The following is a 26022-nucleotide window of genomic DNA, read 5'->3' as shown; positions in this document are numbered from 1 at the left end:
GCTTGCCGGTGGACGACTACGGGTGATGGCGAACGTGCTTCATGCGGCGTCGGTGCACCGAACCGACGCCTTCGGGGTGGGCGAGGTCCAGCCGCCCGGCGGGTGCGCCCGCCGGGCGCCGCCCGGTGTGCGCACCCGCCGACCGGGTGGACCGCCCGGGCCAGTCCCGCACCGCCATCACGATGTCGGGGAACACACCCAGCACGGCGAGCACGAGCTCGACCGCGCACATGCAATGCGCGCAGCAGGCGCAGGTCACGGTGCGCCGCCGTTGGCGGCGACCCAGCGCATCGCGCCGATCACGCTGATCCACGGGGGCAGTGGACGCCCCAGGACGGGACTGGTGGACCAGCGGACCTCGCCGCCGGGCAGCCGCGTCGGCGGCAGCGGGACGAATTCGTCGTGCGGCCAGAGCCGGACGCCGGCGCGCCCGATGTCGGCCACCGTCTGCCGGGACAGGCTCTGCGCCGGACCGGTGACGAACACCCAGTCCGGGAGCTGCTCCGGATCGTCCTTCGGCAGCAGCAGCACCGGTCCCGCAAGCAGGCGGGTGCACAGCAGGCGCTGGGCCTGGATGCCGAGCTCGCCGCGGACGGCGATGGCGTCGACACCGGCGCGCACGGCGAGCACGAGATCACCCGTGTCCGGGGACACGCACACCGGCCACTCGTAGAGCTGCTGGTATGCCTGCGCCCTGGCCGCCATCTGTTCGGGCGGACGGTCCGCGGGCACCACGACGTTCAGCACGATGGGTCACCTGAATTCGTTCTGCCACCGGCATCGCGGTGGATGGATGGAGGCGCGGTGGGGCCGTGTGGGGAGGGGCGTACGGGTTCCGGCCCCACCGCGGTGTGCCGTGCGACGAGTTAGGCGGCCTGCCAGCCACGGGGCGGGCCCTGCGTCGCACGACGTCTCGCGGGCGCCGGCCGGGTCGGGCCGGCGCCGGTGGGGTGCGGTGAGGACGGGTACGGGGACAACCCGCCCCCACCGCAGCAGAAGGCCGGATGGCGGCGGGCGCCGCGGCGGTGAGCTGCCACACCGCCACCCGGCGGGGGTGGCACCGGGCGGGGGCACGACAACGTGTTCCCGGTGCCGGTGACAGGAGCCGGCCGCACGGCGGGCGTGACCGGTGATCCGCGGCGTCGACCGGTTGCTTCCTCGAGCATCCCGTCCCGCCGTCCGCCGGCTCCTGAAATGATGCCCAGTGAATGAACACGGTTCACGTTCGGTCATCTCCTGGGCTGTACGTCTTGTGTGGCTAGAGCCTGCCGTGTACGTACAGGGTTGTACATCGGCCATCGAGGTTTTCCGGTGGTTGCGCCGAACGGCCTCTCCACAAGAGAACACCTTCGGCGGAACCCGAGAGTTCGATCCAGCTTGTGTACTGGCCCCGCTCCAGCCCCATACTCCTGATAAGCGGGAGTCTGTGGGGGTCGTGTCGGCAATCTGAGGAGTGTCGATGGCCCTTGACTACAGTCCGACAGTCCGCCGCAGGCGCCTGGCGGCCGAGTTGCGGCGACTACGAGAGATTTCAGGTCTGAAGCTCGAGGACGTCGCCGCGTACCTCGACTGCCGGCATCCGAAGATTTCTCGCATTGAGAAGGGCCGGGGCGCGGTCAGCGTCGGTGATGTGCGCCTCATGCTGGATTTCTACGGTGTCACCGGGGTCGAGGCCGACCGCCTCATCCAGCTGGCCAGGGATTCCGGAAAGAAGAGCTGGTGGCACAGTTATAGTGACGTGCTCCCCGACTGGTTGGCCACCTACGTCGGGTTGGAGGCCGAGGCGGCGGAATGCCGCACATACGAAGGCGAGGTGGTCAACGGACTGCTGCAAACACAGGAGTACGCTACTGCCGTCACACTGGCCACAGTGGACGCTCCGTCCGTCGAGGAGGTCGACCGGCGAGTGGAGCTGCGGCTGAAGCGGCAACGCCGGCTGCACGACGAACAGCCGCTCGAGCTGCACGTCGTGCACAGCGAGGCCGCTCTGCGGCGTCCCGTGGGCGGGCGGGCGGTGATGGGCGCGCAGTTGCGCCACCTCGCCCAGCTCGCCGAGCTCCCGAACGTCACCTTGCGGGTGCTACCGATTTCCGCCGGAGCACATCCGGCCATGCTCGGTCCGTTCGTGATGCTCCGGTTTCCGGAGGCGAGCGACCGGGACGTCGTCTATCTTGAAACCCAGGTCGGCGGTCTGTACCTGGAGAAGTCCGAGGAGATCGCCGACTACTCGCGGGTGTTCGACCATCTGTGCCGCAAGGCGGTCGATCCGCGGGGAACGATCCAACTGATCCACCGAATCGCTGAGGAGCTGTAGTTGCACAATCTTGATCTGGCGAACCTGACCTGGCGCAAGAGCAGCCGGAGTGTCGGGCAGGGCGCGTGTGTTGAGATGGCAGTACGTGTGGACCGCACCCTGGTGCGCGACTCCAAGAATCCGACCGGGCCGGTCCTGGCGTTCCCCCAGGGATCGGTGGCGACGTTTCTTCGTGCGCTGAAGCAAGTCTGCCCCGAACACGAGTGACGGTATGCGGCCACGTCGGTGGTTCGCCGCTAGCCGAATGGTCGACGCCCATCCGAGTGACGTGGCCCCGGTCACGTCCTCGTCGACCTAGTGTGAATTGTGCTCGCTGAAAATTTCCGTCGCGACATGGAGTTATTGGTTCCCATACGGCTGCGTTACCCCGCCACGATGATCGCGCTGTCGTGCGTCGTCATCGTGGCCGGGCTCGGTGCGTGGTTCCACCAGAGAAATTCGCCCGCCGGCGTGGACCGGTTGGTCGCCGACTGGGTGCACCGGCTCGCCGGACAGCACGCCGCCCTGATGGAACACGTGATCAGGATCGGCGATCCGCTGCCCGTCGCCGCGCTCGTCGTCGGCCTGGCCCTGGGGAGCGTCGCGCTGGGCCGGTGGCGGACGGCGCTGTTCGCCGTCGTCGGCCCGACCGCGGCGGTGCTCGTCACCGAACTTCTGCTCAAGCCGATGGTCGGTCGGACCCGTTACGGACAGCTGGCGTTTCCCAGCGGCCACACCACGGGCACGGCCGCCGTGGCCATGGTGGTCCTCGTGCTGTTTCTCGGCAGCGCGTGGCTGACCTCGCCCATGGTGAAGGCACTGCTGGCCCTGCTCGGGTTCGGCGTGTCCGTGGCGGTGTCCGTCGCGCTCGTGGGTCGGAACTGGCACTACGCCACGGACACGCTGGGCGGCATCTGCGTCGCCGTGGCGTCGGTGCTCGTCGTCGCGCTCGTGATCGACAAGGTCGGGGGCGGGCCCTACGGTCCGCCGGAGCGTGGCGGTCGCGGGTTGTCCCCCGCAGCGGCCGGCCGGCCGCTGCGGGGTCTGGTGCCGGCCGAGCGACCCGACTCCGGCCGGCACGAGATCGCCCGCGCCGGGCGTCGGGACCGGTGGGAGCCGCCTCGCCGGTGACCGGACCGGCCCGGTCGCCGGGCGGTGGGTCGGGTGAACATTTCCGTGCCCGAAGGATGTCGGCCGGATTGGTCGTCTCTTTTCGCGTTCCTCGTTTCCGGGGCCAGTCGAATGGCCCCTCCCGTGATGGTCGGGTCGTTGTTACGGTGTTGACCGTGATCTCTTGACAGATACAGGCATGGCGGCGCCATGGCGCGCGGATTGTGTCGGTGTCTTTTTCGTGCCCGCGGTCGCGGAGATTCACCAGGGAGTTGATTCCGTTCATGCTCGTACTGCCGCGCGCTCCACTCGTCGTCGCCATCCCGCCGTTCCGGCGGGTCGGCGAGCGTGGCAGGAGGCCGCGCCGGCCTGGGGTCGGACGCGCGGACGACCCGCCGGACGCGGTGAACCGCCGCGGCCCGGCGCGGTCGTCCACGCGCGCCCGAGGACCACGGCGGTGGTTGCCGCACACGTCATCGGCGCCGCCGCCCGGCCGGTGAGGCTCGATTTCCGCGGCGGCGCTCTCCTCGATTCGCGCGGCCGCCGCCGCTGCCCCGCAACAAACGCAAGAATCCGATGCTGCCGAGGGATAATGCGATTTCCCAACCTGACGCCCGGGACACCGTGGTTCGTCGTTCTGCCGGACGTGCCCACACGAGCCGAGGCCGTTCTCGCGCTGCTTCACCACGCGACCCGCTCGGTGGCCTATCCGTCGGGGAGACCGTGGCTGGTGGGCAGCTGGCCGGACGACCAGATCATGCTCCACGTGGCGGGCCGCTCGCGGGTCGCGCTGATCGGGCACACCTCGGTCTCGACGGACCACCTGGCCCGGCTGGTGGAGCGGACCGGGGACGTGTCCGCGCTGGACACCCCGCTGGCGGACATGGCGGGCAGCTGTCACGTGATCGCGGACCTGGGCGGCCGGCAGCGGGTGCAGGGCACGGTGTCGGGCGTTCGGCGGGTCTTCCACGCCGAGCTGGACGGCAACGCGGTCGCGGCCGACCGCGCCGACGTGCTCGGCTGGCTCATCGGTGCCGAGCTGAACCAGCACGCGGTCGCGTTGTCGCTGCTCGATCCGATGCGCCCGCACCCGCTGGACGACGTGCCGATGTGGCACGGCGTGACGGCGCTGCCGGCCGACCGTTTCCTGCTCGTCGAGGCCAGCGGACGCGCCAGCACGATCCGGTGGTGGCAGCCGCCCGCACCGGTGCTGCCGTTGCGTGAGGGCGCCCGGCGCCTGGCGACGGCGCTGTCGGACGCCGTGCGGTGTCGGCTCCGGGGAGCGGAGACGGTCAGCTGCGACCTGTCCGGCGGGCTGGACTCCATGGCGGTGACGTTTCTGGCCGCACGAGGGCAGGGCAAGCTCGTCGCCTACACCGCGTGCGCCCTCGACTCGGCGGACGACGACCTGGCCTGGGCCGACCGGGCGGTGGTCGAACTGCCGGGCGTGGTGCACGATGTCCTGCCGCGTGACCAGATTCCCCTCGTCTACGACGGCATCGCCGGCGCCGACGACACGTTGGACGAACCCTCCGTCGGCGTGATCGACCGGGCGAAGCTGCTCACCGGCTACCGGCGGATGGCCGCGAACGGATCGCAGCTGCACCTGACCGGGCACGGTGGCGACGAGGTTCTCGAGGGGGCGCCCAGTCACCTGCACTCGATGCTGCGCACCCACCCGCTGCGCGCGGTGGACATGTTCCGTGGATTCCGCGCCCGGACGCACTGGCCTGTGCTGCCGACCGTGCTGACCGCGCTGCGCACGCAGCCGTACTCGTCCTGGCTGAGTTCCTCGGGCGTCCAACTGGCCGGCGGCGGCTCCCGGCTGCGCCTGGTCGACCTGGAGTGGGGCATCCCGCCGACGCTGCCGCCGTGGGTGACGCCGGACGCCCACGCGCTGATCAGGGAGAGCTTCGCCGCAGTCGCGGGCTCGGCCGCTCCGCTGGCCGGCACCCGCGGGCGGCATGCGGACCTCGCGGCGATCCGCGGCCGCGCCCGGCTCGTCCGCTCCCTGGCCCAGCTGGTCGCTCCCACCGGGACCGCCATGGCCGCTCCGTTCCTCGACGACCGGGTGATCGAGGCGTGCCAGTCGGTGCGGCCGCACGAGCGGGCCAACCCCTGGCGGCACAAGCCGCTGCTCTCGGAGGCGATGCGGGGCATCGTCCCGACGCGGTTGCAGGGCAGGAACGGCAAGGTGGACCGCTCGGCCGAGGAGGAGGCCGGCATCCGGGCCAACCGCGGCCACCTGCTCGTGCTGTGTGAGGGCTCGCGCCTGGCCGACCTCGGATTCGTCGACACCGGCCAGCTGCGGGCCGCGTGCCGGTATTCGATCTCACCGGACCGGTTGCACGAGCCGCTGCAGCAGACCGTCGCCTGCGAACTGTGGCTGCGGACGTCCGTGGCGGGCTGACCGCGCCCGCCGTTCACCCGGACCGCGGTGGGTGGCGGGCGATCGGCCCGTTCGCGTGGCGTGGCCGATTCGCGTCGCTGGCCGGAGGTCGTCTGGGCGATCGGTGCGCTCACGTCCTGAGATGGCCTGAGGCGGGCGGTTGCGGGCATCGGTGGTTCCGGGCATCGGTCGGGGATGCCCGGGACCGCCGGCGGGAGCGAGGCGCGGATGGGCGTGGAAGTCGTTGACGTCTTTCGATCGAACTAGGGGACGCGGTGGGCGCAACCAGGGACGTGCGACCGGACCGGCGCCGGCCCGCGACGCGGGCCGGCGCGGCGTGGTTCGTCGTGCTGCCCGACACCGAACGAGCCACCGCGGCCGAGGCCGCGGCCCCGACACCGGCCACGCGGATCGACCACTGCTCGGGACGGCCGTGGCTGGTGGGTCGGTGGCCGGACGGTGAGTTCCTGCTCGCGGAGGCCGGCACGACGCGGCTGGCCGTGCTGGGGCACTGCCCGGTCGGCGGCGCCGCGCTTGCGCAGTGGGCCTCGCGGATCCGCGACGTGGCCGACGTCGACGCGGTCGCGGCCTCGCTTCCCGGCAGTTTCCACCTCATCGCGTCGGTGAACGGCCGATCGCGGGTCCAGGGCAGCGTTTCCGGCCTGCGGAGGGTGTTCCACGCCGTGGTCGACGGCGTCACGGTGGCGACGGACCGGGGTGACGTGCTGGCCCGGATGACCGGCGCCGCGGTGGACCGGAGGTGGCTGGCCGCGCGGCTGCTCGTGCCGAACGCGCCGTACCCGTTGGCGGATGCCGCGCTGTGGCAAGGAGTCTTCGCGGTTCCGGGGGACAGCTACCTGTGCGTGTCGGACACGGGAGCCGGCGAGGTGGTGCGATGGTGGGAGCCACCGGAGCCGAACCTCGGGCTGCGTTCGGGGGCGAGCGCGGTGCGGCTGGCCCTGGAGACCGCGGTGTGGGGCCGCGCCTACACGGAGCCGACGCTGAGTTGCGATCTCGCCGGCGGCATCGACTCGGCCTCGATCTGCTACCTGGCCGCCGGCAGCGGCCGGCAGCTCACCGTCCTGATCGCCGCCGGCGACAACGGCTCGCCCGCGGTGGAGCGCGCGGCCCGGGGACTTCCGGACGTTCGGCGGCTGGCGGTGTCGCCCTGGGAGGTGCGGCCGCCGTACGCGGACGTGGCCGGGCCGGGACCCGGCTGGGACGAGCCGCTCACCGGCATCGAGAACCGGGCGAACATGCTTGCCACGGCCCGCAAACTGGCGGTGGCGGGCTGCCGGGCGCACCTGACCGACAGCGGTGCGTCCGAGGTGTTGCAAGGTGGGTCGGCCTACCTCTGCGACCTCGCGCTGACCCGACCGTTCCTCGCGTTGTCCCGGGCCCGCGGCCATCGGGGGGCGCAGCGGTGGTCGCGGAGGTCGGTGGCGCAGATCTGGACCGACCGCCGCGACTACGGTGACTGGCTCGTCGACATGGGGGGTGCGCTCACGGCGGGCCTGCCGGCGGGCGACAACGCGCCGACGGGCTGGGGATCCGCCTTTCGACTGCCCGCCTGGGCGACCGCCGAGGCCGCGGACGCGGTGCGCGAGCTGATCGCGGAAGTGGCGGCGGACGTGCGTCCACTGGCCCGGACCCGCGGCCGGCACGACGCGCTGTGGGCCGTCCGGCAGGTGGCCTACCGCGTGCGCGGTCTCGCCGCCCTGGTCGCGTCGGCCGGCGTCGCGCTCGCGGCTCCGTTCCTCGACGACCGGGTGGTGGAGGCGTGCCTGGCCGTCCGCCCGCACGAGCGCACGGGCCCCGGACGGGACCGGGCGCTGCTGGTCGAGGCGATGCGCGGCGTCGTCCCGGGCGCGACGGTGCGTCGTCCCATCGAGCCGGCGCTGTCGGCCCCGGAGCCCGCCCCACCCGACCGGGCCCGTTCCGACCTCCTCGCGTTGTGCGAGGACTCAGCGCTGGCCCGGTTGGGGCTCGTCGACGCCGATCGGTTGCGGTCGGCCTGCGACCGGATGCCGGAGTCCGAGCCGGAGCGCGTGGCGCTGTCCCGAACGTTCGGTTGCGAACGGTGGCTGCGCGATCTGGCCGAGGCGGATCCGGGCTACGCGGACCTGGCCGAGGCGGATCCGTCCGAGGTGGATCTGGCCGAGGTGGGTCTGGACGGCGTGGCGGATGCCATCGAACCATCGGAAGCGAAGGAATGACCACATCGTGTTGCACCTGAACCTGCTCGCCCCGTCGGACCGGCACCGCGCTGACCGCGGCGACGATGACGAGCAGGAACCGAAGCCGGAGCGCGAGCCGGACGACGCGGGCCCCACGTCCTCGGTCACCGGCCGAGGTGTGTTCGCCGGGCCACCGACCGCCGACCTCGAACGGGGGCCGGGCGCCGTCCGCCCGTTCGGGCAGTTCGGTGCGAGGGCCGCAGCGATCCGGGCGCGTTTCCGGGCCGGTGGCCCGCGGTCGCGGATCGTGATCAGATGCCCGCTGTCGACGCGTCCAGCCGCGCCGCTCGTCGACGCGCGGACCGCCGATCTGGACGAATTCGCCGAATTGGTGTTGACGAACACCGTGGGGAAGGGCGTGCGGGAGTGTGGGCCTCTTGTCGCGGCCCACCACATGGCCGCGGTCCGGACCATCGATCACGTCGCGGTGCTTGACGACCGAAACAAGTTCACCGATAGCCGCCTGCGCGGATCTGGTGTGTACGAATTCGTCCCGGCGGCGCTCACTATGGTTCGGCTTCATTCCCCGGCTGAGCTGGGGGAAACGGAACCTGGTTCAGGTGGGTGAATGCGAGTGTTGCTCGATTGACTACGCAGAGTAGCGAAAGCGACCACTTCTGTCTGTTATGTCAGGTTCTTCGGGCGCTGTTCGGCGTCAGACGACGAGCGACTACCTGCCGTCACGTTGAGATGTGCAACTTGCGGCACTCGGGTGATGGTGGCCGCGCGACCGGTTGAAGGGTGTCGGGCCGCTCGGCGCGGCCGGCCGGCCGTTGTTATCGGACGGGTGAAGAATACCGTTCTTTGTAGGACAAATAACGAGTTTTGGCCATAATCGACCAGCGGTAGCGAGCTTGATCGTCTCGGTTACGCGATCCGGCAACCGTCAACGGTTCCGGCTCGATGTCGAACCGGGGCGCGTATGAGATCGAGGCCGTGCTCGCGCGCTTGTGTGGTAGTGGATCGCTCCTGCGGAGACTTGTCCGGCGGTGCCGATCCGATTAGCGAAAGAGGTGCAGAACGGCATGCGACGTGTTCTGGTCCTTGGCGCCGCCGGATTCCTCGGCCGCCATGTCTTTCGGAGACTCGCGCACGACCGGGACCTCACCGTGATCACCTCCGGCCGGTCGCCGCTGGCCGCGTCCCCCTGGCACGTCTCGCTCGACCTCGGCGTGTGCGGGCCGGACGCGATCGGCTCGATGCTCCAGGCCGTGATGCCGGACGTCGTGGTCAACTGCGCCGGCGTCACCAACGGGGATCCGGCGACGATGGTCGCCGGCAACGTCACGGCCACATCGTCCCTCGTGGAGGCGTTGCTGGACAGCGACCTGCCGATTCGCCTTGTGCACCTGGGATGTTCGGCCGAGTACGGCGTGGCCGACGTGGGACGGCCGATCAACGAGGACGCTCCGGTCCGCCCGGAGGGCCCCTACGGCGTCACCAAGCTCGCCGCGACCAGGCTGGTCGTGACGGCGCGGACCGCGGGCCTCGAGGCGACCGTGCTCCGGGTGTTCAGCGCCATCGGGCCGGGGATGTCGGTGGACAGCGTCGTCGGGCCGGTCGTGGCGGAGATCAGGCGGGCGGCCGGGACGGACGGCGATGTCGTGCTCGGACCGCTGGACGTCGTCCGGGACTTCGTCGACGCCCGGGACGTCGCGGGCGCGGTCGAGGCGGCGGTCACGGCGGTCTCGCTGGACTGGCCGGTGGTGAACGTGGGCAGCGGCCACGGCGTCCCGCTGCGCACGCTCGCCGACACCATGACGCGCATCGTCGGACTCCCGGGCCAGATAAGGGAAAGCGACGCCACGCCCGGGCCGGCTCCGGAGATCCCGTGGCAGCAGGCGGACGTCACCATCGCGGAGCGGTCGCTGGGCTGGCGCCCCCGGATCGCGCTGGCGACCTCCCTGGCCGATTTATGGTGCTCCACCATGTGACCCCGCGACGGGAGAACACCGCGGTCCCGCCGGTGTCCTCACCCGGCGCCCCCGGCCAGCCGCTCGGCGCGAGCCACCGACTCGACCCGGCGGCGCAGCCGATCCAGCCGCGTGCTCGAGCCGAAGTCCAGGTGCGACATCATCGCCGCGTCGTCGATCGGGCTGTCCGGCCGCGTCGCGAAGTCCTGGATCCAACGCAGGCGTGTCGCCATACCGCCGATGCCAATGCAGCACCACCGGACCGACAGCTGCCCGAGCGGCCCCGGCCCGACGCGCCGGGCGTGCACCGTCCGGCGCGTCGGGTCGCTGATCTGCTCGAGGATCCAGGTGAGCACCCGGCCCCGGGCGTCGGGCGGTGCGGTGAGCCGGAACCGGGACGCGGCGCCGTCGCGGTGCAGCAGTCGCACCGACGCGTACTCGCCGAACAGGTCGGGCCAGTGCCCGATGTCGTTGGCCAGCCGCCAGGTGAGGTCCACCGGCGCGCCGATCAGGACCTCGGTCTCGACGTGCGCCGCCACCGGTCACACCATGCCGTTCTGGGCCTCGCGCAGGCGCGTCATGAGCTGGCGGGGTGTCAGGCAGTCCTGCGCCGCCGTCGCGCCCAGGTCGACCCGGCGGCGGTGCTCCAGCTCGCGGACGACGGCGAGCAGGCCGAGGGAATCCACCCCGATGTCCGCGAACGTCGTCAGGCGGTGGCTCAACCGGTGCACGTTCACCGTGATGCCGACGCGCTTGAGGATGACCGACGCGAGTTCCTGGTAGGTCAGCTCGGGGATCGAGGACATGGTTCAACGCCTTCGCAGGTGGGTTGCGGGCACCGCGGGTGGACGCGACCGGAGGTCGCCGACGACGTCAGTGATCCGGGCGGTGCAAGACGAGTGCGGAGTTCATGCCGCCGTACCCGCGGGCGAGCACGAGCGCGGTGCGCAACTCGGCCCGGCGCGGGGCGCCGACGACGAAGTCGAGGTCGTCGATCGGCTCGGCGAGCACCGGGATCGGCGGGATGATCCCGTGGTCGAGGCTGAGCACGGCGGCCGCGGCGTCCAGCGCGGAGGCGCCGGCGTAGGCCCGGCCGAAGCCGGCCTTGGGCGCGGTCACCGGGACCTTCGTGCCGACCAGCGACTTGATCACGGTGACCTCGGCGCGGTCGGCCGTGGGGACGGCGGTCGCGTCGGCGAAGACGACGTCGATGTCCTCCGGCCGGCGGCCGGCCGCCGCGAGGGCCTTGCGGCAGGCCATCGCCAGCCCCTCGCCCGACGGGTCGAAGGCGGCGACCGCGCTGAAGGTCGAGCCGTGCCCGGCGATCACGGCCCGGGGCCGGCTGCCCCGCTCGGCCGCGTCGGCCGCCGACTCCACCACGAACATGGCGGCTCCCTCGGCCGGCGCGTAACCGCTCGCGCCGTGGGAGAACGGGAGATAGGCGGCGTCGGGATCGGCCGACTCGCTGAGCATCCGCGCGGAGTACTGCGGCGCCAACGCGTACGGACACAGCGGCGCCTCGGCAGCGCCCGCGATCATGATCCGGGCGCCGCGCCGGATGGCCCGCCGGGCGTGCGCCAGCGCGTCGAGCCCGCCGGCCTCGTCGGTGACGAGGACTCCGCACGGCCCCTTCATGGTGTCGCGGACCGACACCTGTCCGGTCGTCGCCGCATGGCTCGGCGCGAACGACTGGTACGGGCTGACGTGGTGCGGGCCGCAGTTCCACAGCGTGCCCAGCGCGCGCTGCGCGGACTCGGCGCCGCCGACGCAGCTGCTGGTGATCACGCCGGCGGCGAAGGGATTGAGCGCCGGCGGCGAGAACAGGGCGTCGGCCATCGCGAGGTCGGCGGCGGCCAGACCGAGCTGGGTGGCCCGGTCGGTCTGCACCAGGTACCGGTTCTCGATCAGCTCGCCGGGGTCGAACCCGACCTCGCCGGCGACGGTGACCGGGTTGTTCTCGGGGTCGAACCGGGTGATCCGGGCCAACTGGTTGCGGCCCGCGCAGATGGCCCGCCAGAACTCCGTCGTGCCGACGCCGCCCGGCGCGACCGGGCCGACCCCGGTGATCACGGCCGCAGAGGTCACGGACCTTCCTCGCTAACGCTCGGAGCACGAAGGTCCGCGACCACGGTCGCAGTGCTGAATGGTTCCCTCGCAAGCTCGGTCACGGCCTGCTCGTTTCCACGAGGCCCGAATCGAGGCGGCGCAAGGCCATCGCGGACTGGAACCCGCCGAACCCGCTGCCCAGCGACAGCGCGACGTCGACGCGGTGCTCGCGGGCCGTGTCGGGGACGTAGTCCAGATCGCACTCGGGGTCGGGCGCCGTGAGGTTGGCCGTCGGCGGCACCGCGCCGCGTTCGATGGCCAGCGCGGACGCGACCAGCTCGATCGCCCCGCTGGCGCCGAGCGAGTGCCCGACCATGGACTTGATCGAGCTCATGGGCACCGAGTACGCGCTCTGCCCGAGGGCCAGCTTGACCGCGTTGGTCTCGTGCCGGTCGTTCTGCCGGGTCCCGGTGCCGTTCGCGCTGATGTAGTCGATCTCCGTGGGGCCCAGGCGGGCCTGGTTGAGCACCTGCGTGATGGCCACCGCGAGCACCCGGCCGTCGGTGGTCAACCCGGTCATGTGGTGCGCGCTGCTCAGCGTGGCGTAGCCGGCGACCTCGCACAGCACGGTCGCGCCGCGCCGGATCGCGTGCCGGAGCTCCTCGAGGACCAGGACGGCGGCGCCCTCACCGAGGACGAAGCCGTCGCGGTCCCGGTCGAACGGGCGGCAGGAGTGCTCGGGATCGTCGTTGCGCGACGACGTCACCCCGATCGCGTCGAAGCTGCCGACGGTCGCGGGCGATATCGGCGCCTCGGCGCCGCCGGCCACCACCACGTCGGCGTCGCCGTCCAGGATGAGCTGGGCGGCGTAGCCGACCGCGTCGATCCCGGCCGTGCAGCCGCTCGACACCGTGTGCACCGGGCCGCGGGCGCCGCAGAGCCGGGCGATCTCCGCGCCGAGCATGCTCGGCGTCCACGCCAGGTGCAGATGCGGCGAGCCGTACTGGTGGTCCAGTTCCCATTTGGCGCCACCGTCGCTCATCACCACGTAGTTCTGCTCCAGCAGGGCCGCCGAGCCCAGCGCGGTGCCCATCACCACGCCGACCCGCCACTCGTCCTCCTCGACCGCGTTGAGCCCCGAACCGCGCAGCGCCTCGGTGGTGGCGGTGGTGGCGAACTGGAGGTAGCGGTCCAGCCAGCGGGTGTCCCGGCTGTTCACGCCATGCGCGGCCGGGTGCAGGTCGCACTCCGCCGCGATGCGGGACCGGAACGGCGTGGCATCGAACAGGGTGATCGCCCGGGTCATCGGCCGCCCGGTGGTCAACAGTTCCCAGAACGCGGGAACCCCGACACCGCCGGGAGCGGTCACTCCCATGCCGGTGATCACCACTCGCCTCGTCACGCGGCATCACCTCGCGCGGTGTCCGTTGCGCGCACGGTCAACTCGTCGTCCTGACTCATGTCGGCGTCCGGCCACGCGTTCCAGTGCCTGGAGGAGCCGGACGAGTTCTGCTGAAGAAGCGACCGCATGCCGGTCGTGATGGAGCAAGTCTGCATCGGCGCGCCGGCCGGCACAGGTGGCCATCTGGGTGGCCCCCGGCCCCGCCGCCGATCATGAGCGATGCTCGCCACCGCCGTCACTGCCGGGGCGATTCCTGCGGCGTCGGCTTCGGGTCGGCGTGCTCGTCCGGCGGCGGGACCAGCCCGCGGAAGGACGCCTGCAGGCCGGCCTGGAAACGGGTGCGAACCCCCAGCCGTTCCAGCAGACCGCCGATCCGGCGCTGGAAGGTCCGGTAGGACAGGCCCAGCTGGCGGGCGATGATCCGGTCCGGCAGGCCCGCGGTCAGCAGGGCGACGAGGCGGGCGTCCTCCTGCGGCAGCCCGTGGGCCTCGTCGGCGACCTTGCCGCCGACCGGCGGCAGCGGCAGTGCGGTGCGCCAGAGGGTCTCGAACAGCGCGTCCAACGCCTCCAGCAGCGCGGACGGGTGCACGACCAGCACCGACTCGATCGCGTGCGGATCGGATCGCAGCGGCAGCAGCGCGAGCCGCCGGTCGGCCAGGATCAGCTTGATGGGCGCCTCCGCCAGTACCCGCGCCTGCTCCCCCTGGGCGATCGCGGGTTCGATCTCGGTCTGGATGTCGCGAGTGGACAGTCCGACCGGATCGTAGAGGCCGCGGTAGGGAACGCCCCGGCGCAGCATCTCCGCCTCGACGGGAGCCAGCATCTCCGGGGCTATCACATAGGGCTGCTTGTCGATGAAGCGGACCTCGGTGCTGGTGCTGCGCAGGATCTGCTCGACGCGCTGGGCGACCGCGTGCCGGCCGGAGATCACCTCGATCAGGTCGGCGGGATTGCGGCCGGCCGCCGCGCGGCGGTACCGGGCGGCCAGCTGCTCCATGAACAGCCGGGTGCGCTTGATCCGCTCCTGCTGTTCCAGCAGCAGCACCTCGAGCGCGACGTCGGGGGGAGTCGCGGTGAACACCTGTGAGTTCCCCTCGGTGCGCATGACCAGTCCATTGTCCTCCAACGTGTTCAGCGCGTCGTGGACGCGTGTTCGGTCCAGGGTGGTAGTGCCGCTCACCTCTTCAACCGTCAGCGGTGGGTTGTCTACGAGTGCTTCGTACACCGCCTCGGCGGTGGCATCGAGGCCAACAATCTCGAGCATGCATTGATCCTCGGGGTACGTGTGGCCCGGCAGGGCGGTCACCGGAGGCGAAAAGTCGCATCTGACGTCCTTGCGCCACGGGCTGCTATTCCCAACCGGTGGGTCATCCGACAAGGTAGGCGTGCCGCACCCCGGTGGACGGGTGGCAAGGACACCGTCCAGGCGGGAGTCGACCCTCCCTGTCGACTCCCGCTGGTGTGGTGTTCGGCGGGCAGGGCTCGCCCGGTCAGCTCGCGGATGTCTTCGTCAAGGGGCTGTAGACCATGTCGACCCAAGGCAGGTGGATGTTCAGCATGTTAGCCGTGATCCGGTCAAGGTGCCGCTGGACATGCGGACTCGAGTGTTCGGCCGGAGGCTCGGTCCGCAGCTTTTGTTCGAAGTAGGAACCCTTGACGCCGGTGGACGCCGTGATGGCGTACAGCACGCAGTCCGCGGCGGCCGCGACGGGCCCGGCCGGCCAGCCGAACGCCCGGCGGTGCAGCTTCGTGTCCGCCGTTCCGGGGTCGACGGACACGGCGCTGCACGAACTGTCGGCCAGGATGTCGGCCAGGCCGGCGGTGTGCAGCGTGAGCGCCAGCTTGGACTGGGCGTAGGCCGTCACCGGGTGGTAGCGGTGTTCCAGCGACATGTCGTGCCAGCGCAGCTTGACGTTGCGCTGGGGACTGCAGACCACGTTGACGATCCGGCTCGGCGCGGGGGTGGTGAGCAGTGGGAACAGGCCGGCGGTGAGCATCACCGGGGCGAGGTAGTTCACCTGGAGCGTCATCTCGTGCCCGTCACCGGACAGCGTTCTCGGGTAGATGCCGGCGGTGGCCGCGTTGTTGACGAGGATGTCGAGCCGGTCCAGGCTGCCGCACACCCGATTGATCATGTAGCGGACCTCGGCGAGGCTGGCCAGGTCGGCCTTGAGCGGGATGATCGTCGTCCCCGGGTTGGCGGGCGCCAGCGACGCCGCCAGCTCCATCAGGCTGGTCGGGTACCGGCCGTGTATCAGGAGGGTGTCGACCAGACCCGCCAGTCGGTGCGCCACGGCGCAGCCGATGCCGTCGGTGGCGCCCGTGACCAGGGCCGCCGCCCATTTCTTGTTCATGTGTGTATGCCACCTCGGCCTTCCTGCTGGCACCTCCTCGATGGTGATGTCGCGGATTGAATGGTGTGGGCTTCGAGTGTTGTTTTGCTCATGTATCCACTTCGCCTGTCATGTTTTCGCATGCGCGGGGTTCGCCGCCGCTCGTTGTTCGGAGGTGAGCGGCCGATCCCCGCTGCGCCCGATGGAAAGACGGTGCCGTGCCCGTTGACCTGCGGTACTCGGCGCGGTGAATTCCGGTTGGAGGTTCACCCGTTCCCGGTGAACGCCACGCCACGGGTAGGGGCCAGATGGCGTCAGCCGGTTGCTCCGTCTGGTCGATCAAATCGAGCCTCGTTCATGTTGGCGGTACTCCGGGTGCGGGGCAACGGCCGCGAGGGTGATTGGTCAACTGCTGTTCGGGTCAATGTCCGCGCCGGTCCGGCCGGATAACACGAAATCCGCTCATGTTAGACGCGAATATTTCTCATGTAATTGCCGAATTGTGGCGACTCGCGCCGCGTTTGCGGTGCTCCGGGCGTTTCCTTTGGGTTACCGCCGAGTGACGGTCGCGTCCGGGTTTAGGGCGAGCGGGTGTCCCCCGTGTGGCCGAGAGCGCCGGTTCACCCGCATGGCAGGCGTGTGAAACGAATTTTATCTGCGAGAGTTGCACCCGTTGTGCTTCGTGGGGAAACGAAGGGCGCGGTGGGTCGCGGGGGCATGTCCTCGCCTGCCGAGGTCGGTTGCGGCACGCGTTCTTGTGGAACTGCTCGCGCGGTGGCGCCCGGAACCTTGTCGGGGCATTCACCGTTGAAGAGAAGGTTTTTGGATGGATATGCGCTACGAGGCTTTCTGCCTTGAGGATCCGCAGTTCTACGAAACCCCGGCGAACTGGGGTGGTGACGGCGACTCGTTCGATGTGCCGGCGGGTTCCTGCCCGCCCGGATGGGAGCGTTCTCGATCCGGTGTCTGGTCCGTCCTGCGCCCCGCCGAGCACAGCGGGCCCGAGCAGGGCTGGAAGGTGCACGTCTCGGCCGTGCCCAAGAACGCGGCGCGAGTGCTCGCGACGGTGGCGGACTACTGCCTGCCGCGTGGCGTGCCGTTCAAGTTCATCACCAGCAAGAACGCCTTGGTGGCGCGGAACTCGAAGTACGCGCCGCGCTCCTCGAGCGGGAAGTTCATCACGATCTACCCGGTCGACGAGCGGGAGCTGGGCCGGATCCTCGTCGATCTCTCGCTGGCGCTGGTCGGGGAACGCGGCCCGTACATCCTGTCCGACCTGCGTTACGGCGAGGGGCCGCTGTACGTGCGCTACGGAGCCTTCGTCGAGCTGTGGACGTCCGACGAGTCGGGCCGGCCGGTGCCGGCCCTGCGCAGACCCGACGGAAGGCTGGTGCCCGACCGGCGTGAACCCCTGTTCCGCCCCCCGGACTGGGTGCCGCTGCCCGCGATCCTGTTACCCCAGCTCGATGTGCGCCGGGGGGCGGCGACGGTCGACTACCCGTACCACGTGGAGCAGGCACTGCACTTCTCCAACGCCGGCGGCGTCTACCTGGCCCGGCCGGCCGACGGCGGCGACCTGGTCGTGCTGAAGGAGGCGCGGCCACTGGCCGCCATGGAGTGGGACGGCACGGACGCGGTGCACCGGCTCTACCACGAGGGCCGGATGCTCGAGCGCCTCGCGGGCATCGACGGCGTGCCGGAGCTGCGGGACTACCTGGCCATGTGGGAGCACGACTTCCTGGTGATGCAGCACATACCGGGGCGGAGCCTGGCCCAGTGGCTGGTCGACGAGTACCCGTGCCAACAACGTGAGGCATCCTCACACGAGCTGCGCTCGTACACCCGGCGGGCACTGCACGTGCTGTCGGGAGTCGCGCGGCTGCTGTCCGACATCCACGACCGGGGCATCGTCTTCGCCGACCTGCATCCGGGCAACATCCTGGTCGACATCGACGACTCCGTGTCGCTGGTGGACTTCGAGCTGGCCTTCGACATCGGCGTCCGGCAACGCCGGCCGGCGTTCGGGGCGCCCGGCTTCGGCGCCCCGGCCGACCGCACGGGTTTCGCCATCGACGACTACGCGCTCGCGGCGTTGCGGCTGTGGATGTTCCTGCCGATGACCACCCTGACCGCGCTGGCTCCCGCGAAGCTGCGAACCCACGGTGACTTCGTCCGGCGACGGTTTCCGGTGCCCGCGGGCTACGTCGAGGAGATACTCGCCGAACTCGACCCGAACCAGGCCGCGCTGCCCCCGGCGCCGGTCGCGGACGCGTGCGAACCGAACGACCCCGGTTGCATGGTGGCCGAGGCCGTGCAGGGCGGCGCCGCCCTGCCCGAATTCTGCTGGACGGCGCTGCGCGACTCCGTGGTCGAGGCGATCAGGGCGAGTGCGACGCCGGAGCGGCAGGACCGGTTGTTCCCCGGCGACATCGAGCAGTTCTCGCTCGGCGGCACGTGCTTCGCCTACGGCGCGGCCGGCGTGCTGCACACGATCGCGGTCAGCGGCGGCGGCCGTCATCCCCAGTACGAGCAGTGGCTGCTGGACGCGGTGCGCCGGGAACCGGTTCGGCGTGCGGGCTTCTACGACGGTGCCCACGGCGTCGCCTTCGTGCTGGACTTCCTCGGTCACCGGACGGAGGCGGCGGCGCTGGTGGAGGCGGCGGTGCCGCTGGTCCTCGCCGGCCGCGACCACGGGCTCGGCGGCGGGCTCGCCGGCATCGGCCTCAACCTTCTGCACCTGGGCCGGACCTGGCGGGACGCGGCGCTCGCCGCCGACGCGATGGCCATCGGCGAGCGGCTGGCGGAGCAGCTCGCCGAGACGAGGCCGCGCCCGCACGCCGCCGTCGGGCTGCTGCGCGGCTGGACCGGACCGGCGTTGTTCTTCCTGCGCCTGTACGAGTACACGCTGGACCGGTCCTGGCTGCGGCTGGCGGAACAGGCGCTGTGCCGTGATCTCGCCATCTGCGGCTACGGATCCGACGGATCGGCGCCCGTGCCGGTGGGCCGGCGCCCGTCGTCGAGCCTCGCCGCGGGCTCGGCCGGCTTCGCACTCGTCGGCGACATGATCGTCAGCTACCTGCCCGAGGCGGCGTGCGCGCCGGACCTGCCGGTGCTGGAACGGTCGTGCGGGGCCGAGTTCGTGTCCGAGGCCGGGCTGTTCTCGGGACGGGCCGGCATGCTCGGCGCGTTGGCGGTTCTGCTGCGCCGTGGCGCGGACGCCGACACCGAGCGGGCCCTGCACCGCCATCGGACCCTCCTGCTCTCCCTGCACGGCACCCACTACCTGGGCGCGCTGGCGTTTCCGGGCAGCCACTCGCTGCGCCTGTCGATGGACTTCGCGACGGGCGGAGCGGGCGTGCTGCGCGCGATGACCCTGGCCGGCGGCGGCGAAGGCACGCTGCTGCCGTTCCTCTAGGCGCGATCGGCGCCCGACGGCCCGGCGCGGATCGCGCCGGCCCACCGACCTCCAGCGCGTGACGCTGGCGGATTTCCGATTCGACGAAGGAGACAACAGATGGAGAACGTGCTCGCCCTTCAGGGGCTCGAGTCGGCGCCGGGGTGCTGCGGCGACCCGTGCGACCACGGGTGCGGCCATGGGTGCGACCACATCTGGATCTCGGTGATCCTGGGTGGCGGGGTGTGCCTGTAGGCCGATGACCTCACCCGGAAGCTGACGCAGTAGGGGCTGGGAGCGGCGCGCACCGACCGCGCCGCTCCCACCCCGTTGGTCACTCGGACATTCCCTGGAGGACAACGATGTTCCGCCGACCGCTTGGCGGTCTGCTCGGTCCCTTGGCACTGTCGGCCCCTGGCCTGCCGCTGATCGTCCGTGTCGGTGACGCGCTCCCGGCCGTCGCCGCGGCGGTGTCGCCCGCGATGCTCGTCGGCGGTCTCGACGCCGCGCTCATCGGTCGTGGCACCGCGTTCGCGATCGTCTCGATGCTGGCCGCGGCCGTGCTGTCGCTGGCCGCGGACGCCGTCCGGGACTTCACGCTGGCCCACCGCGACGGCGACGGCCTGCCGGGGCGGGGCGACCGCCCGGTTCGGGAGATGCTCGAACTGGGGGTCGCCGAGCAACGGCGGCTCATGCCGCCCGACCCGGGGACCTGGACGCCGATGGGGCACACGGGCTCCGCGCTGCTGCTGATCGAGCTCCTGCTGGCCGGCGCGGCGTCGATGGGCGCCGTGGTCAGATTGGCCTCCCGCGGTTGGCATCTCGCCCTTATCCTGACTGTGAGCGCGCCGCTGTCGGGGGTGGCCGCCGCGACCTGCGTGTCCGGCCTGGGCGATCACGGAAACTCGGTCGTGGTGGCCGGGGAACTGGCGGCGTGGCTGCTCGACGGCCTGCGTGGGCTGCGGGTCGCCGGCCCGCCGGGTCAGGGGTAGTGCCGGCGGCGCCTCAGCCATAGCGCTCGACCATCTTCTTGCGGATGCGGTAGAGGGCGGAGTGCGTGCCCTGCGGTGTCGTGCCGAGTTCTTCGGCGATCTCCTTCCGGGTGAATCCGCTCGTCAACATCAGAACCAGTTTCCGGTCCTTCGGCGAAAATGCCTCCAGGCGGGAGGCGAGCCACTGGGCCTCCGCGTGGTCGCACACGACGTCCACGAGATCGTCCGCGCTTTGCGGAACGAGCCGGGGATGGCTTGCCATCTTCTTGACGACCGCATTGTGACGGGCCTCGTCGACGCACAGGCGGGTCACCAGTCTGGTCAGGAACTGGGGGACACGGTCCATGTCCAGTCGATCGAACTCGGCGCCTCGGATGATCGCCTCCTGCACGATGTCCTCGGGTTCGGTGGGTGCGACGCATCGTCGTGCCGCCACTCGGACCAGTTGTTGACGTATTCGGGCGCATTCCATCCAGTATGCGGAGGATGGAGGCTTCTGGGTGGGCATGCTCGCATCCGCCGACGGCCTGGGTACTCCTGGCGCGTCCTCTCCGAGCGGTCGGCTGAGCGTTGGAGTCGTCACGGAAATGAGGCTGCCCTGTCCACGCTCCACTAACCAGGGGGCCGCCACGCGATTGGGTGTCACGTTCGCATGCTGAATCGATTCTACGTGGTTGAATGTCGGAAAGTCGTGATGACGTCGGGCATTTGTCACTGAAATGGTGTAGTGGTTCGATGTCGGGCCGTCACCGCGTCGGCTTCGATTGTTCATCCGTTCGGCGGCTGGTGGTGCCGGATCGTTTGCGGTGGCAGTTGCCACACCGTGATAGACGGCGGATGCCATTATTTGACACGTGGCGCGGAAGCGCCATGTGAGCCGCGTGCGCGAGTCGCCCGGTGACCAGATCTGTGGACGTCCGCGGTCCTCGACCGGCCGTTCAGGTGAAGATGTGCGAGAGGCGCGGACCTCAGCCGAAGAGGTGATGCTCCGGATGCTCCTGGCGTGGATACCGGCGTGATGGTGAACAGGTTTGGGGAGTTTTGGCATGGTGTGTCGACTCTTGTTTGCGTCAATCGTGCTCATGAGTGGAGTAATGGCGGAGCAGCCGGCTGGTGCGGTTCCGCTCGCGGTCGGACAGAGCCTTACGGAGAGCCTTACGGAGTATGTGCAGTTGACGGCGGTCACGAGCGCCGGGGACAAGGAGCGGAAACAGGCTCGCACGCTCCGGTGCGATCCCGTCGGAGGGGACCATCCGCACGGTGAGGCGGCATGCCGCGACATCACCGCCGCGGCGGGCGACTTCGACCGGTTGCCCGGCGACGCGGCGAAGGGGGTGTGCGGGGCCGGAAGCGACCTGTACGACCCGGTGACCGTCAGCGCCACCGGGGTGTGGGACGGGGTGACCGTGGACTACCGGAAGACGTTCCCGAACCAGTGCAAGCTGCGCCTGCGCACCGGCAGCGTCTTCGATCTGTGAGCCCTCGCGGATCGGGGACGACGAACCCCGGCAGGTGACGGGGTGCGGACGGGTGGTGCCTGGCAGGGGTGGCACCACCCGTCACGCTCGTCGCTAGGCCCGCCGTCTCGACCGAGACATGTTGTCCCGGTCGAGCCGTGTCATTCGACCGGCTTGTCGGTGAGCGCGTAGGCGCGCAGCACGGTCTGGTTCATCCGGTTGCCCGCCAGGTCCGACGCCTCCACCCGGAGCGACACGAACCCGGTCGTCCCGAGAGCGCCCCGGGCCGGATCGGCGACGCGAACCTGGTAGTGACCGCCGGCGCCGCTCACGGCCGCCTGCTGCCAGCTGGCGCCGTCGTTGGTCGAGTACCACAGCCGCACCTGGCTGACCTGGGCCGGCGGCTGGGCCGCCGAGTGGTAGCCGACGGTGACCTCGAAGGTGTGCAGCCGGCCGGCCGGAGCTTGGTTGAGCAGGTCCAGGCCGAGGTTGTAGCTGACCTGGAGCAGCGGCTGGTAGGCGCATGCCGTCCAGTCCTGCAGGCAGTGGTAGCCGGGCGCCAGCGGGCCGGCCGGCTGTCGCGGCCGGAAGGTCCACGACGTGCTGGTCTGGGTGGCCGTGTGCTGGACCGCCGCGCTAGGCCAGCCGAACGCCGGCGTCGAGGGCAGGCTGTCCACGGTCTGCAGGCGGTAGGTCGCGTTCGTGCTCGGCAGCGCGAACTCGGGTACGGCGATGGGTAAGCCGCCGATGGCCGAGATCTCCTTGTCGTCCTGGAACATGTGCACCACGGGCAGGTACTGGCCGCTCTGCCAGGGGTCGACCGTGTGCCCGGGTGTGGAGTCCATCCACTGCAACGCCGGCACGAACCGCCCGGTGTCGCTGAGGCAGAACGCGCACAGCACCGGCGCCGTGCCGTCGGCGGGGGACGTGCTCTGCTGCGCACCGCCGCCGTGGATCGGCGCCTCGAACCAGTTCTCCACCGGCCGCAGTCCGGCGCCGCGGTACACGTCGTTCGAGTACAGGCTGAACATCGTCGACCGGTCCGGGTTCCCGGCGGCGTCGGGGGCGAACTCCGACACGGCCCGCTTCCAGTACACGTGGTCGTCCGCCGGCCCGATGTACTCGACCAGCGAGGCGGGGCCGCGCAGCAGCGTTCCGGTCAGTGCCATGCCGAACGGGCTGTCGGTCGGGAACGCGAACCACTGCTTCTTGAACAGCAGGTCGGGCCGGTCACCGTGGTACCGGGTCGGCACCTGCACCAGGTCCGCGTGGTCGACCTTGCGAACCTGGTCCGCCGAGATGCCGTTGCGGTCGCGGAAGAACAGGTTGTCCATGTACTCGGGCTGCGCCTCGGCGCGCAGCGACAACGTGCCGCCGCTCCGGGCGAGGTCGGCCAGCTGCCGCCCCTCCTTGCCGCTGAGCGACAACACGGGGAGCGCGGTGCCGGTCAGGCCAGTGATCGGCAACGCGTCCGCGGCGTCGACGTACGGAACGAGGGCGACAGCACCGCGCTGGCTCGCCGCCGTCGCCGCCTGCTGCACCGCCTGCCACAGGTAGCCGGTCGGATTCTGCGTGCCCGGTGGCACGGCGAAGCCCACCACGGCGAGCTTGTCCTTGACCGCGGCCGCGTCGAAGTCCGCCGCGTTCGCGGATCCGACGAGCGCCGGCGAAACGGCCGCCTCCTTGGGGAGTTTGCCCGCGACGGCGGCGGGGTCGTAGAGCGGGTGCAGGGTCGCCCGGTTCGGTCCGCGCACCTCCAGGTCCACCACCGACCGGCTCAGGGTCAACCGGTCCGCCGCCGAGATCGACCCGCGCCGGGTCGGGGCGGTGGGCGTCACGTAGGCCTGCCATCCCGCCGCGGGAGCGAGGAAGGCGCTGGACGTGGGCAGCGGGTCGTCGGGCAGGTCACGCTGCACCGAGACGAACTGCTCCCGCAGGTCCGTCGGCTGCCCCGTCGAGGCGCCGACGGGCACGGCCTTGCGCGCGTCGAGCGAGATCGTCGTCGGTCCGTCCACAGTGGTCGCCGCGGCGACCAGCAGGTTGGCCCGCCGGATGGTCGTGTCCTGCTCCACCGTGACCGCCGATGTCGAGTACCGGCCGGCGGGCACCTGGATGGTGCCCGTGCCGTTCGCCAGCGGCATCGTCAGCACCGGTGGGATGAACGGGTCGTTGGAGTTGGGATGGGCCCAGTCGTAGTCGTCGCGCGTGATGGTCAGCTCGCCGCCGGACGGTGTCGCCGGGGCACCGCGCGAGTCGGTCACGGTGGCCGTCAGCGGGAACATCCGGGACTCGGCGTAGAAGCTGACGCCACTGCGGATCGACGTGCCGCCGCGGGTGGTCGCGGTGATCGCGCCGCCGTACGGACCGGTGGGGCCGGCCGTGGAGTCCACGGCGAGGTTGACGGTCGCCTGGCCGTTGGCCGGCACGGCGACGGACGACTTGTCCAGCCGGGCGGATCCGGCGGGAGCGGGTTTGCCGTCCCATTCGTTCATGCCCACGGCCAGGGACAGCTCGACGGGCTTGTCAGTGAGATTGGTGTACGTCACCGCGCGGGTCGTCTTGCCGTCCTGATCGGACAGTCGTCCCAGGGAGACCGAGGGTGGGCCGAGCGCCGCGCTGCCCATCGCGCTGGGCACGTCGACGCAGCCGGTGCCCTGCTGGTACCACGGCGCGCCGGTGTCCTTCGCACTGGAGGTGATCAGCGCCTTCAGTTCGGCGGCGTGCCAGTTCGGATGGGACTGCGCGAACAACGCCGCCGTGCCGGCCACGTGCGGGGTGGCCATGGAGGTGCCGGACATCCTGGTGTACAGGTCGTCGACGGGGGTGCCCAGCGAGGTGTTGCGCGCGCGGGCGGCGATGATGCCGACGCCCGGCGCGGTCACCTCCGGCTTGACCGCCGCGTCCCGCAGGCGAGGTCCGGCGCTGGAGAAGCTGGCCATGTGGTAGGAGGAGTCGACCGCGCCGACCGACAGCGCCGAGGCCGCCGCCGCCGGCGTTTCCACCTGCATGGCGGCGCCGTCGTTGCCGGCGGCGACCACGAACAGCACCCCGGTCTGTGCGGTCAGGCTGTCCACCAACGCGCTGAGCGGGTCGGTGCCGTCAGTGACGCCGGCGCCGAGGCTCATGTTGACGATCCGCGCACCGGCCTGGACCGCCCACTGCATGCCGGCCATCACGGTGGATTCCGTGCCGTAGCCGGAGCTGTCGAGCACCTTGCCGTTGAGCAGCTGCACACCGTCGGCCACACCGCGGTACCGGCCGCCGGAGGCCGCCCCCGAGCCGGCGAGGATGGAGGCGACGTGCGTGCCGTGGCCGAAACCGTCGCCGGTGTCGGGGTCCGAGGTGAAGTTGGCGGCGTCGACGACCCGGCCGGCCAGGTCGGGATGGCTGGTGTCGATGCCGGTGTCGAGCACGGCGACCTTCACCCCGGTGCCGTCCAGTCCGGCCGCCCATGCGGCGGGCGCGCCGATCTGCTGCGTGCCTTGCTGTTGCTGCTCCGAGCTGGCTCGGACCCGGCGGTCCAGCGACACCTTGCTGATGTGGTCGGCGCTGATGTGGCTGGACGGCGTGTGCGGGCTGAACCGAGGGTCGCTCTGCTTGCCGACGAGTGCCTGCCAGAAGCCGGTGAGACCGCCCCGGTCGACCCGGACCGCGGCCGCCGACGCGGCCGGAAGCGACAGCTCCTTGTCCGCCGAGGGCAGGGCGTGCGCCCGGCGGGAGAGGGTGTCACCGGACGGACGGTCGCTGTACCCGAGGATCAGCGGCAGCGTCCGGGCCGAGGAGTCGTCGAGTCCCTCGGCCACGAGTTCCTTGACGTCGAACAGCTCGCGGTCGAGCAAGCCCGAGGCCACGTACGGGGACGCGTCGGACGGGATCACGTAGTAGCCGTCGGGTCCGGAGCCGATGGAGAACACCGGAGCCGGCCCGGACCTGGCCGCCGGCTCGACCGTGGCCGAGGGCGCGGCGTTGGCGGGTGCGGTGTAGGTCACCACATCGCCGGTCACCAGCGTGACCCGGTAGGATGGCGCCGGCCGGCTGGCAGGCGCTGCGGCGCCGTGTGACGCGGCGGGGGCGGCCGACGCGGTCGCCGGGACGACCGTTGTCAGCAGGGAGGCGGTCAGCGCGCCGAGGGTGATCATCAGCGTGGCGCGCCCGCCGGACTGTGGCCGACGGTGGCCGCGGTGTTGTTCAGCCGTCATGGTCCCTCGTCTCTACAGGATGAAACGGTGGCCTCATCGGTTGGATGGACAGTGGTAAGCGAGATCGTGACGGGGACATGACCGTCCTCGGAATGACGTTTGATGGCGTGAACGCGTCAGGGACCATTACCCGCCATGGATTCGTCGTCATGTCGACGACGTCGGCCAGACCGCTGCTGTCGAGTGTCAAGCCTCATCACCTCGTTCGCTGACTGCTGAATACCGTGTGAACACGCGGGGACGAACGGAGTGTGAGT

Annotated in this window: 20 protein-coding genes; 10 read left to right on the top strand and 10 right to left on the bottom strand. The window is 70.9% G+C overall.

Annotated elements, in window-relative coordinates; genetic code table 11:
• Window positions 1-16 precede the first annotated feature (16 nt).
• A complete protein-coding gene (locus BJ998_RS05175) occupies window positions 17-232 on the bottom strand; it encodes a hypothetical protein (protein ID WP_184858968.1) in 216 nt (71 codons plus the stop codon).
• A gap of 23 nt (window positions 233-255) precedes the next feature.
• Entirely contained in the window at window positions 256-747 is a 492-nt protein-coding gene (locus BJ998_RS05170) for a hypothetical protein (RefSeq protein WP_184858966.1), read from the bottom strand.
• A gap of 712 nt (window positions 748-1459) precedes the next feature.
• Here BJ998_RS05170 and BJ998_RS05165 point away from each other — a divergent pair.
• The 7 genes from BJ998_RS05165 (at window position 1460) to BJ998_RS05135 (ending at window position 9963) form a co-directional block, all read left to right on the top strand.
• The gene (locus tag BJ998_RS05165) at window positions 1460-2314 is read left to right on the top strand and encodes a helix-turn-helix domain-containing protein (protein ID WP_184858964.1); all 855 of its coding nucleotides are present in this window, start codon (window positions 1460-1462) and stop codon (window positions 2312-2314) included.
• Window positions 2315-2521, top strand: coding sequence for a DUF397 domain-containing protein (locus BJ998_RS05160; RefSeq protein WP_184858962.1), 207 nt, complete (start codon window positions 2315-2317; stop codon window positions 2519-2521).
• Window positions 2522-2689: 168 nt separating this feature from the next.
• On the top strand, window positions 2690-3424 hold the full coding sequence (locus tag BJ998_RS05155; RefSeq protein ID WP_184858960.1) for a phosphatase PAP2 family protein: 735 nt from the start codon (window positions 2690-2692) through the stop codon (window positions 3422-3424).
• Window positions 3425-4049: 625 nt separating this feature from the next.
• Entirely contained in the window at window positions 4050-5813 is a 1764-nt protein-coding gene (locus BJ998_RS05150) for an asparagine synthase-related protein (RefSeq protein ID WP_312889938.1), read from the top strand.
• A 254-nt stretch (window positions 5814-6067) separates the two neighbouring features.
• On the top strand, window positions 6068-8008 hold the full coding sequence (locus BJ998_RS05145; protein WP_184858957.1) for an asparagine synthase-related protein: 1941 nt from the start codon (window positions 6068-6070) through the stop codon (window positions 8006-8008).
• 7 nt (window positions 8009-8015) lie between these two features.
• The gene (locus BJ998_RS05140) at window positions 8016-8597 is read left to right on the top strand and encodes a hypothetical protein (RefSeq protein ID WP_184858955.1); all 582 of its coding nucleotides are present in this window, start codon (window positions 8016-8018) and stop codon (window positions 8595-8597) included.
• A gap of 457 nt (window positions 8598-9054) precedes the next feature.
• Window positions 9055-9963: an NAD-dependent epimerase/dehydratase family protein gene (locus BJ998_RS05135; RefSeq protein ID WP_184858954.1), complete on the top strand. Its 909-nt coding sequence runs from the start codon at window positions 9055-9057 to the stop codon at window positions 9961-9963.
• A gap of 38 nt (window positions 9964-10001) precedes the next feature.
• Here BJ998_RS05135 and BJ998_RS05130 read toward each other — a convergent pair whose 3' ends face one another.
• The 6 genes from BJ998_RS05130 to BJ998_RS05105 all read right to left on the bottom strand — a co-directional run bounded on the left by BJ998_RS05130 (window position 10002) and on the right by BJ998_RS05105 (window position 15744).
• Window positions 10002-10481, bottom strand: coding sequence for an SRPBCC family protein (locus BJ998_RS05130; protein ID WP_184858951.1), 480 nt, complete (start codon window positions 10479-10481; stop codon window positions 10002-10004).
• Between the two features lie 3 nt (window positions 10482-10484).
• Window positions 10485-10748 (bottom strand): acyl carrier protein, encoded by a 264-nt coding sequence (locus tag BJ998_RS05125; RefSeq protein WP_184858949.1) that lies wholly within the window; start codon window positions 10746-10748, stop codon window positions 10485-10487.
• Window positions 10749-10815: 67 nt separating this feature from the next.
• Complete coding sequence (locus tag BJ998_RS49025; RefSeq protein ID WP_184858947.1) at window positions 10816-12027, bottom strand: beta-ketoacyl synthase N-terminal-like domain-containing protein; 1212 nt, start codon at window positions 12025-12027, stop codon at window positions 10816-10818.
• 79 nt (window positions 12028-12106) lie between these two features.
• Complete coding sequence (locus BJ998_RS05115; protein ID WP_184858945.1) at window positions 12107-13390, bottom strand: beta-ketoacyl-[acyl-carrier-protein] synthase family protein; 1284 nt, start codon at window positions 13388-13390, stop codon at window positions 12107-12109.
• A 235-nt stretch (window positions 13391-13625) separates the two neighbouring features.
• Window positions 13626-14654, bottom strand: coding sequence for a helix-turn-helix domain-containing protein (locus tag BJ998_RS05110; protein ID WP_184858943.1), 1029 nt, complete (start codon window positions 14652-14654; stop codon window positions 13626-13628).
• A gap of 226 nt (window positions 14655-14880) precedes the next feature.
• Window positions 14881-15744 (bottom strand): SDR family NAD(P)-dependent oxidoreductase, encoded by an 864-nt coding sequence (locus BJ998_RS05105; RefSeq protein WP_184858941.1) that lies wholly within the window; start codon window positions 15742-15744, stop codon window positions 14881-14883.
• 805 nt (window positions 15745-16549) lie between these two features.
• Between BJ998_RS05105 and lanKC the strand changes: the two genes are divergently transcribed.
• The gene (lanKC, locus tag BJ998_RS05100; protein WP_184858939.1) at window positions 16550-19138 is read left to right on the top strand and encodes a class III lanthionine synthetase LanKC; all 2589 of its coding nucleotides are present in this window, start codon (window positions 16550-16552) and stop codon (window positions 19136-19138) included.
• A gap of 341 nt (window positions 19139-19479) precedes the next feature.
• The gene (locus BJ998_RS05095) at window positions 19480-20109 is read left to right on the top strand and encodes a hypothetical protein (protein WP_184858937.1); all 630 of its coding nucleotides are present in this window, start codon (window positions 19480-19482) and stop codon (window positions 20107-20109) included.
• Between the two features lie 13 nt (window positions 20110-20122).
• On the opposite strand, the gene BJ998_RS05090 is transcribed toward BJ998_RS05095, so the two are convergent.
• On the bottom strand, window positions 20123-20617 hold the full coding sequence (locus BJ998_RS05090; protein WP_184858935.1) for a sigma-70 family RNA polymerase sigma factor: 495 nt from the start codon (window positions 20615-20617) through the stop codon (window positions 20123-20125).
• A gap of 664 nt (window positions 20618-21281) precedes the next feature.
• Here BJ998_RS05090 and BJ998_RS05085 point away from each other — a divergent pair.
• Window positions 21282-21587 (top strand): SSI family serine proteinase inhibitor, encoded by a 306-nt coding sequence (locus BJ998_RS05085; RefSeq protein ID WP_184858933.1) that lies wholly within the window; start codon window positions 21282-21284, stop codon window positions 21585-21587.
• A gap of 140 nt (window positions 21588-21727) precedes the next feature.
• On the opposite strand, the gene BJ998_RS05080 is transcribed toward BJ998_RS05085, so the two are convergent.
• Window positions 21728-25765, bottom strand: coding sequence for a S8 family peptidase (locus tag BJ998_RS05080; RefSeq protein ID WP_184858931.1), 4038 nt, complete (start codon window positions 25763-25765; stop codon window positions 21728-21730).
• Window positions 25766-26022: the final 257 nt, after the last annotated feature.

Origin of the sequence: Kutzneria kofuensis, assembly GCF_014203355.1 — a bacterium.
In the GTDB taxonomy this organism is placed as follows: Bacteria; Actinomycetota; Actinomycetes; order Mycobacteriales; family Pseudonocardiaceae; genus Kutzneria; species Kutzneria kofuensis.
Note: the sequence above shows the minus strand (reverse complement) of the source record. Positions and strands in the feature narration are given on the sequence as shown.

Coding starts and splice junctions, on each gene's coding strand:
- BJ998_RS05175 (WP_184858968.1), bottom strand. CDS start 232: ATGTGCGCGGTCGAGCTCGTGCTCGCCGTGCTGGGTGTGTTCCCCGAC.
- BJ998_RS05165 (WP_184858964.1), top strand. CDS start 1,460: ATGGCCCTTGACTACAGTCCGACAGTCCGCCGCAGGCGCCTGGCGGCC.
- BJ998_RS05155 (WP_184858960.1), top strand. CDS start 2,690: ATGATCGCGCTGTCGTGCGTCGTCATCGTGGCCGGGCTCGGTGCGTGG.
- BJ998_RS05135 (WP_184858954.1), top strand. CDS start 9,055: ATGCGACGTGTTCTGGTCCTTGGCGCCGCCGGATTCCTCGGCCGCCAT.
- BJ998_RS05125 (WP_184858949.1), bottom strand. CDS start 10,748: ATGTCCTCGATCCCCGAGCTGACCTACCAGGAACTCGCGTCGGTCATC.
- BJ998_RS05110 (WP_184858943.1), bottom strand. CDS start 14,654: ATGCTCGAGATTGTTGGCCTCGATGCCACCGCCGAGGCGGTGTACGAA.
- BJ998_RS05105 (WP_184858941.1), bottom strand. CDS start 15,744: ATGAACAAGAAATGGGCGGCGGCCCTGGTCACGGGCGCCACCGACGGC.
- lanKC (WP_184858939.1), top strand. CDS start 16,550: ATGGATATGCGCTACGAGGCTTTCTGCCTTGAGGATCCGCAGTTCTAC.
- BJ998_RS05095 (WP_184858937.1), top strand. CDS start 19,480: ATGTTCCGCCGACCGCTTGGCGGTCTGCTCGGTCCCTTGGCACTGTCG.
- BJ998_RS05090 (WP_184858935.1), bottom strand. CDS start 20,617: ATGCCCACCCAGAAGCCTCCATCCTCCGCATACTGGATGGAATGCGCC.
- BJ998_RS05080 (WP_184858931.1), bottom strand. CDS start 25,765: ATGACGGCTGAACAACACCGCGGCCACCGTCGGCCACAGTCCGGCGGG.